A 13,462-nucleotide genomic window follows, 5' to 3' on the forward strand; every position below is an offset into this window, starting at 1 on the left:
CTCGCCTTTTTTCGACGCGTTGCATCGATCGCAGACGACCGACTCAGATTATCACACCAATGAAACAGACACGACGGAACATTCTACGCAAAGCATCGGCACTGACAGCACTCGGCATCGGAGCCAGCGGCATCGCGGCTGGCGCAGACTGCAGTAGCGTCCCGGAGTGGGACGCCGACGCCACCTACACCGGCGGCGACCAGGTCACCTACGACGGTGCGCTCTGGACCGCCGAGTGGTGGACGCAGGACGAGCCGTCCGAGAGCGCCAACGTCTGGACGCGGGAGGGCGCTTGTGGCGGGAACGGCGGCGACGACGGCGACGACGGCGACGACAGTGACAGCGCGAACTGCGACGACTACCCCGAGTACGATTCGGGGGCGACCTACACCGGCGGCGACCGAGTGATCTACGACGGTCGGCTCTGGGAAGCCGAGTGGTGGACCAAGGGCACCGAACCCGCCGAGAGCCAGAACGTCTGGACGCTGGTCGGCACGTGTGGGAACTTCGCACCCACTGCGGTCGCCTCGGCCTCGCCCTACTCGCCGGAGGTCGGCGAGACGGTCACCTTCGACGGCTCCGACTCTTCCGATCAGGACGGTTCGGTCACGAGCTACGAGTGGAGCTTCGACGACGGTACCACCGAGACGGGCGAGACCGTCACCAGAAGCTACGACGCGAACGGCGAGTACACGGCGACGCTGACCGTCACCGACGACGCTGGCGCGACCGCCAGCGACTCCGTGAGCGTCGCGGTCGGCGACACCAGTGGCGGCTCCGAGAAGGAAGACGACGTGTTCGCGCCCTACCAGGGCACGTGGGGAAGTCTCGTCGACGGGACGCTGAACGTCGACACCGATCGGGTCGTCGTTTCGTTCGTCGGCGACGCGACCGACGACGGCGAGATCAATCCCGGCTGGCTCACCTCCGGCGGCCAGCGTCCGCTCACCGACTACACCGACGAGATTCAGACGCTCCAGGACAACGGTATCGAGGTCTGGGTCGCCATCGGTGGCTGGGACGGCCGCACCGTCGCGCGGGACGCGACCGACGCGACGGAGCTCAAGAACGTCTACGCCGACATCCTCGATACGCTCGGGGTCACCCACCTCGACATCGACGACGAGAACGCCAACGAGGCGGGCCGTGACGGCAGCGTCTACGAGATCCGCAACGAAGCGCTCGCGATGCTGCAAGACGAGCGCCCCGAGGTGAAGATCTCCTACACCGTCCCGGCAGGACAGGGCGGCATCGAGAACCGCGACTATTCGCCCGCCAAGGACATGGTCAGCGATGCCGTCCAGCAGGGAATCGATCTGTCCTACGTCAACATCATGACTATGGGCTTCTCGGGCGATTACACCTCGATCATCCCCTCGGCCGGCCAGGGCACTGTCGACTGGCTGGCCAACGTCTACCCGGACAAATCCGAGCAGGAACGCTGGGAGATGCTGGGTGTGACGCCGAACGTCGGCGAGGACAACTTCACGACCGACGACGCCAGTGCCATCGTCGACTGGGCGGAAAACGAGGATCTCGGACTGCTGAGCTTCTGGGCGCTGTACAAGTCCAGTGCTGCCGAACAGGCGGAGATCTTCGCCACGTTCGAGTCCGACGAGGACTGATACGGACGGTTGTAGCCGTTTACCTAGTCGACCGCACGCCGTCGTGCGGTCGATCTGGTAAAGACCGACAACTTTCCGTATGATGCGGACGTAGCCGCGCAAAGAGGATCGCAACCCAGCGGGGATCGCGAGATGGTGTCCAGACGAACAGGCAGTGCGAAGGGGTCGGCCCGGCGCAGCCGTTTTTAGCTGCTCGGGGCAACGGAGCGTGATCCGCGAGGGAACCGCTTAAGTCGTCGCCTCCCCGAGAAACGAGCATGACTGTACAGACGCGTGACCGACGGGGGCAGGTACCGTGAGCCTCCAGCGGCCAGTCGGCTCCGATCACCAGCTCGCACGGCTGCTCCAGATCGGCGTCGTCCTCGAAGAGGTCGTCGAGGCCCGCGCCGACAAGCACGCCAGCGTCTCGGCGGATCTCGATCCCGCGGTCGAGGCACTGCTTGACCACGCTGCCAGCGAGTCCGAAGACCATCGGCGAGCACTCGAAGAGCTGATCGGCGAACTGGAGGCAGAGACGGTGCCGTTCGACGAGATCCAGACGCTCGTCGAGGCCCAGTACGAGAGCGACGACGAGTTCGACGGCATCCTCTACGATCAGCTGTGCAACGAGGAGACGGCGTACAAGTTCTACGACGACCTCATCGGAGCGATCGAGGCCTCCGAGACCGAGTTCAGTATCGACCGAAATCGGCTCCTCTCGACGCTCGAACGCATCCGCGACGAGGAAGCAGACGGCGTCGAGGAAGTGACCGAACTCATGGAGGAACGCGAATGAGCGCCGCCGCGACACAACGGAGGGATCCACGTGAACACCGCTAACCAGTATCTGAAAGCCATCTACCTCGTCCAGGAACAGGAGGACGGCCCAGCATCGACCGGTGACGTGGCCGACATGCTCGAAGTCAGCCCGGCCAGTGCCAACGAGATGATCGGCAAGCTCGAAGACCAGGGCCTCCTCGAACACGAGAAGTACAAGGGCGTCGACCTCACGGACGAGGGGATCCACCGCGCACGCGAGGCGCTCCAGAACTACTGCATCATCGAGCGGTTTCTCCTCGAAGTGCTCGAAGTCGAGGAGTTCCGCGGCGAGGCAAAGCAACTGGAGGGCGTCATCGACGAGACCGTCGCCGAGCGACTGGACACGATCATCGATCGGGAACCGCAGTGTCCGGACTGTTTCGACGCCGAAGACGACGTGTGCGGGCTGATCGAGCTGGAAGCCGAGGCGTCCGACTAGCGCCGTCGATCTGGACCGGAGAGGCGATCCGGCCCGGCTGCCCCGTCGCCAGTCTTGCGGTGGAGCGGACGGCGACTGCAAAGACAATTCTATTAAACACCGCCGAGCAATACCTGGATGAAGTCCCGTGGTGTAGTGGCCAATCATATGGGCCTTTGGAGCCCATGACGGCGGTTCGAATCCGCCCGGGACTATTCTGCGACGAACGGACGTGAGGAGCGAATAGTCCTGCGGATTCGGGCCCAGAGGACGAGAGGATTCGAGTCCTCGTGGTTCGAATCCGCCCGGGACTGTGCGAGAATCTCACATAGTTCGGACAGGCGAGAGAATTCGAGCCTTCGCGGTTCGAATCCGCCCGAGGCTACGTTCCGGAGTTGCGTCCCGGACCGCAAGGTAGATTCCCGCGCCCTGGTGAGTGAGACCATGACCGAGACGATCACGGGCGAGGTGATTCACGTCGTCGGCCCGGCGGAACTCGACGAGGCCGAACTGGTCGCAGAGCTGGCGGCGCTGGCGGAGTCGCGGTACGTCCTCGTCTGTCGCGAGGGCGGCAAGCCGGGCTGGCTCGAACGGCTCTGGTCGTTTCTCAGGCGCGACCCGATCGAGCCGGTGACGATCGTCGCCGACGACGCCGTCGAAGAGGGCGCGGAACTGACGGCGACGATCCGGAAGACCGACGTACCCGGGGTCTACGAGGCCGTCGACGTGCGGTGAGGGCGTCGGTCTAATAACACTCGCTCTCGACGCGTTCGTCGTAGAGCCGCTGGAGCAGTTTCGTCATCGGACCGGTTCCCACGTCGATACCGTCGACGGTGGCGACGGGCCGGATCTCCCACGTCGAGTTGGTCAGGAACGCCTCGTCTGCCTCGCGAACGTCGTCGACGGTGTACGTCCCGGTCTCGACGGGGAAGTCCTCGGACTCGGCGAGGTCCATCACGACCGAGCGGGTGACGCCCGGTAGCAGGTCCAGGTCGCTGGCGGGCGTTCGTAGACCGGCCTCGGTGACGAAAAAGAGGTTGCTGGTGGCACCCTCGACGACGCGGCCCTCGGTGTCGCGCAACAGCGCCTCGTCGGCCCGGAAGCGGTCGGTCGCGGCGCGGCGCAGTTCCAGCCGAGCGAGGATTCCGTTGAGGTAGTTGTGGGTCTTGGCGTCGGCCGGAAGCGCCGCGTCGGGCACCCGACGGGTCTTGACGGTCTGTACGTCCGCCGGGCCGTCCCAGACTGAGCGGCCCTCGGTCCCGCCGCGTGGAAGTTCGTCGACGACGACGACGACGGACGGATCGACGGTCTCGTCGGGCGTCAGCGTCCCGGGCTGGACGCCGCGGGTGACAGAGAGCTTGACGTAGGCGTCGTCGAGGTCGTTGGCGGCGAGAGTCTCGTCGACCCTGTCCCGGAGGCCGTCGGGCACTGCGTGGCCGAAGCCGAGCGTCTCGGCGGTCCGCTGGAGACGCTCGCGGTGGGCCGTCCACTCGAAGGGAACGCCGCCGTAGGCCCTGATCGTCTCGAAGGCCGCGTCACCGTACTGGAAGCCTCGGTCTCTGACGGAGACGGTCGCTTCACTCGCCGGGACGAGATCGCCGTTTACGTGGTATTGCATTGGAGGCAGAAGTTCTCGATCATCGTCTTGCCGCCGTCGGTGAGGATGCTCTCGGGGTGGAACTGGACGCCGACGTGGGGTCGCTCGCGGTGGCGCACGCCCATGACGATGCGGCGGTCGCCCGCAGCGTCGTCTCTGACATCCCCGTCGGTCCCAGACACCGTGGCCGCGGTCTCTTCGAGCACGTCGGGCAGTGCAGTTCGCTCGACGGCCAGGGAGTGGTAGCGACCGACCTCGAAGGGGTCGGGCAGGTCCGCGAACACGCCCGTCCCGTCGTGGGTGACCGTCGAGGACTTGCCGTGGACGACCGACTCCGCGTGCTCCACCTCGGCACCGTTGGCGCTACACAGCGCCTGGTGGCCCAGACAGACCCCGAGCGTCGGATACCGGAGTCGCGAGAAGATCGGCATCGAGACGCCGGCCGCCTCGGGGGTTCCGGGGCCGGGCGAGACCACGATCCCGTCCGGATCGAGGCGTTCGATCCCCGCGATCGAGACCGCGTCGTTGCGCCGGACGAGCACGTCTTCGGGACCGCCGCCGAGGCGCTCGACGACCTCGCCGACGTACTGGACGAGGTTGTAGGCGAAGGAGTCGTAGTTGTCGATCACCAGGATCGTCGGCGCGACGGTCATCGCTCGGCCTCCACAGTCATCTCGGCGTCGGCGTCGAGCGCCCCGTCGACGGCGTTGATCAGTGCCCGGCCCTTGGCGAGCGTCTCGTCGTACTCCCGGCGGGGAACGGAGTCGTGGACGATCCCCGCCCCGACTCGGAGGTAGTACCGGGATTCGTAGCGTACCAGCGTCCGGATGAGGATGTTCAGCGTCGCGCGGTCGTCGAACCCGAAGATGCCGACCGAGCCGGTGTAGGGGCCGCGTCGGGTCGCCTCCAGTTCGTCGATGAGCTCCATCGTCCGGGGCTTGGGGGCACCAGTGATCGTCCCGCCGGGGAAGACCGCGGCGACGGCGTCGGCGAGGTCCATGCCGTCGCGCAGACGACCCTCGACCTTCGAGACGAGGTGCATCACTTCGGAGTAGCGGTCGACCCGCCGGTAGTCGGTCACCTCGACGCTGCCGAACCGGCTGACCTTCCCGAGGTCGTTTCGTTCGAGATCGACCAACATCGCGTGTTCGGCCCGCTCTTTCTCGTCGTCGAGTAGCTCCGCTTCGAGGGCGTCGTCGTCTTCGGGCGTGTCACCTCGCGGGCGTGTGCCGGCAATCGGCTCCGTCTCGATCGCGTCTCCGTCACGGCGGAGCAACAGCTCGGGGCTGGCACTCACGAGATCGACGCCGGGGAACTCCACCAGCGCCGAGTAGGGGGCCGGATTGACCGTCCGGAGGGCGTCGAACGCCGCGACGGGGTGGACGGCCGCCGGAGCGACGAGGCGCTGTGAGACGTTTGCCTGAAACGTGTCGCCGTCGCGGACGGCGTCCTGGACGGCCCGCACGCGGTCGGCGTACCCCTCGGGCGTGCAGTCGCTCTCGAACCGTGCGTCGTCGGCCGCCGAGGGCGGGTCGCCGACCGACGGATCGCCGTCGACGGCCGCCTTGGCGAGTTCCAGGGCGTGCTGGCGGCCGAACTCGTAGGCCAGGGCCGGCCGTTCGAACTCGTCGAGGCGCGGACAGGCGGTCACGCGGAGCGTGACCTCGTCGCCGCGGGGCTCCTCCCAGGCGGCGATCCGGTCGTAGGTCGCGAGCTGGAGGCGCGGGAGCGCACGATCACGGAGCGCGTCGTCGGGAAGCGACTCCAGTTCGCGGGCCACGTCGTAGGAGAGCCAGCCGATCACCCCACACGGATACGGAACGTCGCAGTCGCCGCGAGCGAGGTCGTCGGCGTCGACGGCGTCGGCCAGAGCGGTCAGCGAGTCGGCCTCGCCGGGTCCGACCTCGCGGAAATCCGCGGGCATCGTCGCGAAGTAGCCCCAGCCGGACTGGCCCCCGGTCGTCCCGAGATAGACGCCACCGGCCCCGTCGCCGTCGCGTGCGCGTCGGTAGGCGACGAACGGGTCCGTGACCGTGACGCGAGCCTCGACGGGAACGCGGGCCGTGGGAGCGGCGTCGGCAGCGACCGACAGGAACGAGTCCCTGTCAGTGACGACAGTTGGCATTACCGAACAGAAGGTGAGCAGCGGATAATTCCCTTGCGGTCGACGATCAGAAGGCGTTCGCCTGTTCGATCCAGCCGGAGATCCTGTTGGGAGAGAGGTCGGTCACCTCCCCCAGTTCGTCGGCGTCGGCCGCCGCGAGTTCCGAGACGGTCGAGATCCCGGCGTTTTCGAGTCGCTCGGCGTAGGCCGGTCCGACACCCTTGATCTCGGTGACCGGTGCGTCGTTGTCGACCGAGGGCTCGTCGGTCGGTTCCGGGGTGGCCGCCGCTACCGTCGTCTCGGACTCGTCGTCTGTGTCCGCGTCGGCCTGCTCGCTCGCGGACTCGGATTCGGTCGCCGTGTCGGCATCGTACGTTGCTCCTGACGTGTCAGTCTCGGTCCCCTTGACGGCGTCCTCCGACTCCGTCGACGGCTCGCGCTCGACGGTCACGTCGACGTCCTGTGGAGTGTTTCCACCGGCGGACGGCGACCCCGAAGCGTCGAGCCCGAGTGCCGATTTCAGTTTCTGCAACAGACCCATGTGAGGTGCTACTGGTCGCCGACACTTAACACCTTCCGGCTTACTGGCAACGTTTTCACAGGCGATCGCGGAGCGCGTCGTTCATGTGATCGACCGGTGCATCCAGGCCGGTCCAGCGCTCGAAGGCTTCGACGCCCTGGAACAGGAGCATCCACGCGCCGTCGACGGTCGTCCCACCGGCGGCGGCGGCGTCCCGGAGCAGTCGCGTCTCGATCGGCGAGTAGACGGCGTCGAGGACGGACAGATCGCCGTGGAGGGCGTCGGCCGGCACCGGGGTCGCGTCCTCGTCCATCCCGACGCTGGTGCAGTTGACCAGCACGTCCGCGTCGGCGACGGTGTCGTGCAGTTCGTCGAGTCCGTGGCCGGTCGCCCCCGGCACGTCCGCGGCGAGGTCGTGAGCGCGCTCGACGGTCCGGTTGGCGATCCGGACGGACATCCCCTCGTCGGCCAGCCCGAACGCGACCGCCCGGCCGGCACCGCCCGCGCCGACCACGACTGCGGTGCCGTCGAGGGCCACGTCGTGACGGCGGAGCGCGCGCACGGCACCGACGGCGTCCGTGTTGTATCCCCGCGGCTCGTCGCCGGTCAGGTCGACCGTGTTGACCGCACCGATCCGCCGGGCCAGCGGATCCGGGTCGACGGCCTCGAAGGCCGCCTGCTTGAACGGGATCGTAACGTTCAGACCCGTGATTCCCAGCGTCCGGGCGCTCTCGATGGCGGCGGCGGCCGCGTCTTCGTCCGGTTCGAAGGTGACGTAGCGAGCGTCCATGTCGAGCTGTTCGTAGGCCGCTTCGTGCATCGGCGGCGACAGCGAGTGACCGACCGGGTTCCCGATCAGACCGAACACGTCCATATCTCCTGGGCACGCGCGGTGAATATCAAAGATACGGTCGCGACGACCGGCGACCACCCGCCGGCCGTTTCGCAAGCTTTTCGGACGGACCTGTCCAGGGATGTGGTAGTGAGCCGCCTTCGTCATCCACTGGTGCAGATCGGAGTCGCAGCCGGGCTGACAGCCCCCTGGATGGTGCTGTTCGTCTACAACACGCTGGTCGGGGTCGGTCTGCTCGCCGGCAGCGTCGTCCACTTCGGAACGCTTCCGGAGGTCGCCCTGACGGGGATCGCCGTCCTCGGTGCGTCCTTCCTGCTGGCGTGGGGTGCCGAGACGGCGGAGAAGGACGTGCCGCGTGCCTTCGCGATCGCCGTCCTCGCGGTGCTCGCCGTCGCACCGGAGTACGCCGTCGACGCGCTGTACGCCTGGAACGCCGGTGCCGGTGGCGCGACGACCGAAGCCTGTAACGCGCTCTCGCCGGCCGCTATCGAGGCCGGCGAGACGGCGCTTGCCGGGGCCTGCCACGACGCCAACCTCGCCGTGGCCAACATGACCGGCGCGAACCGCATCCTCATCGGGATCGGCTGGGCCGGTATCGCCGTGTTCACCGTCTGGCGGGCCTTCGAGACGAAAGATCCAGCCGTCCAGGACCGCGAGGGATGGCTCGGCGACTCGGTCCAGCTCGACACGGACATCGCGACCGAGATCACCTTCCTCTTTGCGGCGACGGCGTGGGCCTTCCTGGTGCCACTGGGCGGGGGCATCGACATCCTCGATACGGTCGTCCTCGTGGGGATCTACGTCGCCTACATCGCGTTGATCCTCAAATCCGACATCGAACAGGGCGAGGAACACGTCGGCGTCCCCAGATACCTCCAGCAGTGGCCGCTGCCGTGGCGACCCCTGTCCGTGATCGTGCTGTTCGTCTACTCCGGCGTCGTGATCTTCACGGCCGTCGAGCCGTTCGCCCACGGACTCGAACAGATCGGGATCGACAACGGGATCCCGCAGTTCTTCATGATCCAGTGGGTCGCGCCACTGGCCAGCGAGTCGCCGGAGCTGATCGTCGTCGCGGTGCTGGTCAACAAGGCCCGCTCGACGGCCGGTTTCAACGCTCTGATCTCCTCGAAGCTCAACCAGTGGACGCTGCTGATCGGGACCCTCTCGGTCGTGTTCTCGATTTCGTACGGTGCCTACGGCGTCCTGCCATTCGACGCCAAGCAGGCCGCCGAAATCTGGATCACCGCCGCCCAGTCGTACTTCGCGCTGGCGATCCTCAGTAACTTCGAGATCAGCATCCGAGAGGCGCTCGTCCTCTTTGGCCTGTTCATCTCGCAGGTGATCCTGGAGTTCGTCCTGATCCGCGAGTGGCTGGCCCTGCCTATCGACAGCTACGAACTCCTGTTGGCCTACACCGCGGTCTACCTGGTCGCCGGGACGGCGCTGCTGGTCAAGCGCCGCCAGTCGGTGCAGTTACTGTTCGGGTTGACCGCCGACGCGGTCCGTGACGCGACAGACCGTGAGACCGTCCACGAGGAGTTCGCGGACTGATGCTCGCCGTCGTCGTCTCGCGGTCGGACTCGGCCTCCGAACACGTGGGAGAACGACTGCTCGATCTTGTCGAGTGGACGGAGACCGTCGACGAGGAGCGGCCGGACGGCGACGGTGGCGGCACCGTCTACCGTCGGGACGAGATCGAACTCCGAACGTTCGACTCGATCCACCTCGACCTCGAATCGGTCGCGACGGCCTTCGACGACCCCGACCTGCTCGTCTTCGCGTCGCGCCACGCCGGTGAGACGGGGCCGCTCCTGACCGCACATCACACGGGAAACTTCGGGCCGGCGGAGTTCGGCGGCGCGGACGGCGTCCTCGCCCGTGCCTGTCCGAACGCACACCGCAGAGTCGTCGAGGCTCTCGAATCGTTCGCGCCCGAGGGCTACGAGGTTGGGATGGAGGCGACCCACCACGGCCCCAGCGTCGTCGGCGCTCCCTCGATGTTCGTCGAAGTCGGGAGCGACGAGCCCCAGTGGGACGACGCCGACGCCGCGCGGGCAGTCGCGCGAGCGATCCTCGCGCTCGAAGACACCGAGCCCGACGCGTCACGTGAGAACGGAACGCGTCGCCACCTCGTGGGCTTTGGCGGCGGCCACTACGCGCCCAGGTTCGAGCGCGTCCGCCGCGAGACCGACTGGGCGATCGGCCACGTCGGTGCCGACTGGGCGCTGGACGCGATGGGCGATCCCCGGGACAACCCGGACGTGATCGAGCGGGCCTTCGAGCAGAGCCGTGCCGACTACGCACTGCTAGAGGCCGAGCGGCCGGCACTGCGCGAGACGATCGAAGGACTGGGTTACCGCGTCGTCGACGAGACGTGGGTTCGCGAGACCAGCGGCGTCTCGCTGGGACTGGTCGATCAACTGGAAGCCGCGATCGGACCGATCGACGACGGCCTCCGGTGTGGCGAGCCCGCGAGAAACCACGACGGCGAGTTCGTCGTCTGGGACCCGTCTGGGGAGTTGCTGGCCAGGGCGAGCGGGATCGACCGGGAACGGACCCGAGCGGTCGTCGCTCGGACGGCGCTGGCGTTCGACACCGAACAGAACGGGACCGAAGTCGTCGGCCCCGTGGCGCTGCCAGCGCCCGACGACCGCGACCCCATCGTCGAGGGACTCACCGCGGTCCTGGCACCGTCGTACGACGAGGTCGTTCGGGACGGCGACTGTCTCCGGGCGCGCGAAACGGCCTTCGATCCGTCGCTGGCCCGCGAGCACGGCGTTCCGGAAGGCCCGAAGTTCGGACAGCTATCGGCCGGCCGCTCGGTCGAGGTCGACGGCGAGACCGTCGATCCCGCGGACGTCGTTCGAGAGCGCGTCGACGAGTTCGAACTCGCAGAAGTACGGTCTCCGTAACTGTTCGGCCCGGAATCGGCCGTCGCCGTCGAGATACGTCAGCCAGTCGTCAGACAGCAGGGGAACACTAATAAGCGCTCGTTTGTTATCGGCGTTCAAATTATGGACTCCATAATCGACGACGCAATCGACGAGGCCGAGGAGGAGCGGGAGGGAGGCGATCCCGCTTCCGAGGGGCCCGACCAGGACCAGAGTTCGACCACACCAGACGCCACGAACACGTCTGGGACGATGACGGACGAAGAGCTGGCCGACGTGGTCAAGGACCTCGAAACCAAGATCACCGTCGTCGGGTGTGGGGGCGCGGGCGGCAACACGGTCACCCGAATGATGGAGGAGGGGATCCACGGTGCGAAGCTCGTGGCCGCCAACACGGACGCCCAGCACCTCGCCGACGAGGTCAAGGCCGACACGAAGATCCTCATCGGCAAGAAGCGCACCGGCGGCCGCGGTGCCGGCTCGGTCCCGAAGATCGGCGAGGAGGCCGCCCAGGAGAACATCGAAGACATCCAGCAGTCCATCGACGGCTCCGACATGGTGTTCGTCACCGCTGGACTGGGTGGCGGGACCGGGACCGGTGCCGCCCCCGTCGTCGCACAGGCCGCACAGGAGTCCGACGCGCTGACGATCTCGATCGTCACCATCCCGTTCACCGCAGAGGGCGAGCGACGCCGCGCCAACGCCGACGCCGGCCTCGAACGCCTCCGTGCCGTCTCCGACACCGTCATCGTCGTCCCCAACGACCGCCTGCTCGACTACGCGCCCTCCATGCCGCTGCAGGACGCGTTCAAGATCTGTGACCGCGTGCTGATGCGTTCGGTCAAGGGGATGACCGAACTGATCACCAAGCCCGGCCTCGTCAACGTCGACTTCGCCGACGTTCGCACCATCATGGAGAACGGCGGCGTCGCGATGATCGGCCTCGGGGAGTCCGACAGCGAGAACAAGGCCCAGGACTCGATCCGCTCGGCCCTGCGCTCGCCGCTGCTCGACGTGGAGTTCGACGGTGCCAACAGCGCGCTGGTCAACGTCGTCGGTGGCCCCGACATGTCCATCGAGGAGGCAGAAGGCGTCGTCGAGGAGATCTACGACCGGATCGACCCCGACGCTCGCATCATCTGGGGCGCGAGCGTCAACCAGGAGTTCGAGGGGAAGATGGAGACCATGATCGTCGTCACCGGCGTCGAGAGCCCGCAGATCTACGGCCAGAGCGAGGCCGAACGCGAGAAGGCCGCCCAGCAACTCGGCGAAGATATCGACTACGTCGAGTAGTCGCCGACGAACGACTCGCCCGCTGTCGGTCGTTTCGCTTCCAGATCGGCGAAAAGTACTACTTCGACCGCTCGTAAAGACGACAGTATGGTGTCTGCACCGACGACACGGAGCGGCTGGGTGGCCTTCGCCGGTTCGATGATGGTGCTGTACGCGGCGATTCTCCTGCCGAGTTCGACGATAAATCTGGTCGACAGTCTCGTACTGGGCGCGTTCTACGGGCTATCTATGGCCGTATCTGTCGCGCTGCTGGTCGTCCTCTGGCGTGGGCTCCCAGATCTGCTCTACCGCCAGAGCGTCGCATAGACAAACGGGAACGACGGCGGACCGGAGGCGTCGTCCGTCACGCGGGCGACGCCGCGGCAAGATGCCGACCACAATATAGAAAAGCCCCCGGTGGCTACCGGTCGGCATGGACGTACCCTACGATCTCACCTCGTACGTGCGGGTGCTCAAACTCGCCAGCACGCCCTCCTGGGAGGAGTTCTCCAGGGTCGCCCTCATCGCGGGGGCTGGCATCGTACTCGTCGGACTCATCGGATTCGTCATCTTCGTGTTGATGTCGGTCGTCCCCGGCTCTACGCCAGCGTGATACTATGGGAATCTACGCAGTCAAAACCACGGCCAGTCAGGAGCGCACCGTCGCAGACATGATCATCAGCCGCGAGGAGGAGTCGATCCACGCCGCCCTCGCGCCGGACTCGCTGACCAGCTACGTCATGGTCGAGGCCGACGACGCCAGCGTCTTCGAGCGGATCTTAGACGAGATCCCCCACGCCAACGGCGTCGTCCCCGGCGAGTCCTCGATGTCGGAGGTCGAGCACTTCCTCTCGCCGAAACCCGACGTGGAAGGGATCGCCGAGGGCGACATCGTCGAACTCATCGCCGGCCCGTTCAAAGGCGAGAAGGCACAGGTCCAGCGCATCGACGAGGGCAAAGACCAGGTCACCGTCGAGCTGTACGAGGCGACGGTGCCGATCCCGGTCACCGTCCGTGGCGACCAGATTCGCGTGCTGGACAGCGAAGAGCGGTAACGTAGTCCACAGAGTGCGAGGCGCGCCGGAGGCGGGCCTCGAAATCCTTTTTCGCCCACGTTTTTGCCACGAGTGGTCAGCTGTGCTGACCCGAGTGGAAAAAAGGTGGAGGCCCGACGGTGCCGATCCCGGTCACCGTCCGTGGCGACCAGATTCGCGTGCTGGACAGCGAAGAGCGGTAACGTAGTCCACAGAGTGCGAGGCGCGCCGGAGGCGGGCCTCGAAATCCTTTTTCTCCCACGTTTTTGCCACGAGTGGTCAGCTGTGCTGACCCGAGTGGAAAAAAGGTGGAGGCCCGACGGTGCCGATCCCGGTCACCGTCCGTGGCG

General features: G+C 66.7%; 15 protein-coding genes, 1 tRNA gene and 1 pseudogene. 12 read left to right on the forward strand and 5 right to left on the reverse strand.

All coding sequences use genetic code 11. The features are described from left to right. The first annotated feature begins 59 nt into the window (after nt 1-59). The 5 genes from HMUK_RS14170 to HMUK_RS14190 all read left to right on the forward strand — a co-directional run bounded on the left by HMUK_RS14170 (nt 60) and on the right by HMUK_RS14190 (nt 3,576). A complete protein-coding gene (locus HMUK_RS14170) occupies nt 60-1,625 on the forward strand; it encodes a PKD domain-containing protein (RefSeq protein ID WP_015763871.1) in 1,566 nt (521 codons plus the stop codon). Between the two features lie 295 nt (nt 1,626-1,920). After that, nucleotides 1,921-2,400 carry a hypothetical protein gene (locus HMUK_RS14175; protein ID WP_015763872.1) on the forward strand — a complete coding sequence of 160 codons (480 nt, stop codon included), beginning with the start codon at nt 1,921-1,923 and terminating at the stop codon, nt 2,398-2,400. A gap of 30 nt (nt 2,401-2,430) precedes the next feature. Then, entirely contained in the window at nt 2,431-2,862 is a 432-nt protein-coding gene (locus HMUK_RS14180) for a metal-dependent transcriptional regulator (RefSeq protein ID WP_015763873.1), read from the forward strand. Nucleotides 2,863-2,983: 121 nt separating this feature from the next. Further along, nucleotides 2,984-3,056 (forward strand) — tRNA-Gln (locus tag HMUK_RS14185). A 229-nt stretch (nt 3,057-3,285) separates the two neighbouring features. Further along, the gene (locus HMUK_RS14190) at nt 3,286-3,576 is read left to right on the forward strand and encodes a DUF7526 family protein (RefSeq protein ID WP_015763874.1); all 291 of its coding nucleotides are present in this window, start codon (nt 3,286-3,288) and stop codon (nt 3,574-3,576) included. 10 nt (nt 3,577-3,586) lie between these two features. Here HMUK_RS14190 and HMUK_RS14195 read toward each other — a convergent pair whose 3' ends face one another. The 5 genes from HMUK_RS14195 to HMUK_RS14215 are packed head-to-tail and all read right to left on the reverse strand — an operon-like array spanning nt 3,587 to nt 7,936. Beyond that, nucleotides 3,587-4,459: an aminotransferase class IV gene (locus HMUK_RS14195; protein ID WP_015763875.1), complete on the reverse strand. Its 873-nt coding sequence runs from the start codon at nt 4,457-4,459 to the stop codon at nt 3,587-3,589. Next, entirely contained in the window at nt 4,444-5,091 is a 648-nt protein-coding gene (locus tag HMUK_RS14200; RefSeq protein WP_015763876.1) for an anthranilate synthase component II, read from the reverse strand. Before HMUK_RS14200 ends, HMUK_RS14195 begins: the two co-directional genes overlap by 16 nt. Further along, entirely contained in the window at nt 5,088-6,563 is a 1,476-nt protein-coding gene (gene pabB / locus HMUK_RS14205) for an aminodeoxychorismate synthase, component I (protein WP_015763877.1), read from the reverse strand. Before pabB ends, HMUK_RS14200 begins: the two co-directional genes overlap by 4 nt. A 46-nt stretch (nt 6,564-6,609) precedes the next feature. Then, the gene (locus HMUK_RS14210) at nt 6,610-7,083 is read right to left on the reverse strand and encodes a helix-hairpin-helix domain-containing protein (protein ID WP_015763878.1); all 474 of its coding nucleotides are present in this window, start codon (nt 7,081-7,083) and stop codon (nt 6,610-6,612) included. A 55-nt stretch (nt 7,084-7,138) separates the two neighbouring features. Next, nucleotides 7,139-7,936, reverse strand: coding sequence for a shikimate dehydrogenase (locus tag HMUK_RS14215; RefSeq protein WP_015763879.1), 798 nt, complete (start codon nt 7,934-7,936; stop codon nt 7,139-7,141). 171 nt (nt 7,937-8,107) lie between these two features. Between HMUK_RS14215 and HMUK_RS14220 the strand changes: the two genes are divergently transcribed. From HMUK_RS14220 to HMUK_RS17285, 7 genes and pseudogenes are all read left to right on the forward strand, one after another. Next, complete coding sequence (locus HMUK_RS14220) at nt 8,108-9,466, forward strand: sodium:calcium antiporter (RefSeq protein ID WP_015763880.1); 1,359 nt, start codon at nt 8,108-8,110, stop codon at nt 9,464-9,466. Beyond that, nucleotides 9,466-10,827, forward strand: a complete 1,362-nt coding sequence (locus tag HMUK_RS14225) for a D-aminoacyl-tRNA deacylase (protein WP_015763881.1) — start codon at nt 9,466-9,468, stop codon at nt 10,825-10,827. Before HMUK_RS14220 ends, HMUK_RS14225 begins: the two co-directional genes overlap by 1 nt. 102 nt (nt 10,828-10,929) lie before the next feature. Continuing rightward, the gene (ftsZ, locus tag HMUK_RS14230) at nt 10,930-12,099 is read left to right on the forward strand and encodes a cell division protein FtsZ (protein ID WP_015763882.1); all 1,170 of its coding nucleotides are present in this window, start codon (nt 10,930-10,932) and stop codon (nt 12,097-12,099) included. A gap of 87 nt (nt 12,100-12,186) precedes the next feature. Then, nucleotides 12,187-12,405, forward strand: a complete 219-nt coding sequence (locus tag HMUK_RS14235) for a hypothetical protein (protein WP_015763883.1) — start codon at nt 12,187-12,189, stop codon at nt 12,403-12,405. Nucleotides 12,406-12,511: 106 nt separating this feature from the next. Beyond that, complete coding sequence (locus HMUK_RS14240) at nt 12,512-12,691, forward strand: protein translocase SEC61 complex subunit gamma (protein WP_015763884.1); 180 nt, start codon at nt 12,512-12,514, stop codon at nt 12,689-12,691. Nucleotides 12,692-12,695: 4 nt separating this feature from the next. After that, nucleotides 12,696-13,133 carry a transcription elongation factor Spt5 gene (locus tag HMUK_RS14245; RefSeq protein WP_015763885.1) on the forward strand — a complete coding sequence of 146 codons (438 nt, stop codon included), beginning with the start codon at nt 12,696-12,698 and terminating at the stop codon, nt 13,131-13,133. Nucleotides 13,134-13,249: 116 nt separating this feature from the next. Beyond that, nucleotides 13,250-13,315: pseudogene (locus HMUK_RS17285) on the forward strand (transcription elongation factor Spt5); the annotation flags it as partial. Between the last annotated feature and the right edge of the window lie 147 nt (nt 13,316-13,462).

Source organism: Halomicrobium mukohataei DSM 12286 (genome assembly GCF_000023965.1).
GTDB lineage: Archaea > Halobacteriota > Halobacteria > Halobacteriales > Haloarculaceae > Halomicrobium > Halomicrobium mukohataei.

Bases quoted from the DNA above. Each gene is read 5' to 3' on its own strand.
- HMUK_RS14170 (WP_015763871.1), top strand. From the start codon at position 60: ATGAAACAGACACGACGGAACATTCTACGCAAAGCATCGGCACTGACA.
- HMUK_RS14245 (WP_015763885.1), top strand. From the start codon at position 12,696: ATGGGAATCTACGCAGTCAAAACCACGGCCAGTCAGGAGCGCACCGTC.
- HMUK_RS14190 (WP_015763874.1), top strand. From the start codon at position 3,286: ATGACCGAGACGATCACGGGCGAGGTGATTCACGTCGTCGGCCCGGCG.
- HMUK_RS14210 (WP_015763878.1), bottom strand. From the start codon at position 7,083: ATGGGTCTGTTGCAGAAACTGAAATCGGCACTCGGGCTCGACGCTTCG.
- HMUK_RS14195 (WP_015763875.1), bottom strand. From the start codon at position 4,459: ATGCAATACCACGTAAACGGCGATCTCGTCCCGGCGAGTGAAGCGACC.
- ftsZ (WP_015763882.1), top strand. From the start codon at position 10,930: ATGGACTCCATAATCGACGACGCAATCGACGAGGCCGAGGAGGAGCGG.
- HMUK_RS14235 (WP_015763883.1), top strand. From the start codon at position 12,187: ATGGTGTCTGCACCGACGACACGGAGCGGCTGGGTGGCCTTCGCCGGT.
- HMUK_RS14225 (WP_015763881.1), top strand. From the start codon at position 9,466: ATGCTCGCCGTCGTCGTCTCGCGGTCGGACTCGGCCTCCGAACACGTG.
- HMUK_RS14215 (WP_015763879.1), bottom strand. From the start codon at position 7,936: ATGGACGTGTTCGGTCTGATCGGGAACCCGGTCGGTCACTCGCTGTCG.
- pabB (WP_015763877.1), bottom strand. From the start codon at position 6,563: ATGCCAACTGTCGTCACTGACAGGGACTCGTTCCTGTCGGTCGCTGCC.
- HMUK_RS14200 (WP_015763876.1), bottom strand. From the start codon at position 5,091: ATGACCGTCGCGCCGACGATCCTGGTGATCGACAACTACGACTCCTTC.
- HMUK_RS14240 (WP_015763884.1), top strand. From the start codon at position 12,512: ATGGACGTACCCTACGATCTCACCTCGTACGTGCGGGTGCTCAAACTC.
- HMUK_RS14220 (WP_015763880.1), top strand. From the start codon at position 8,108: ATGGTGCTGTTCGTCTACAACACGCTGGTCGGGGTCGGTCTGCTCGCC.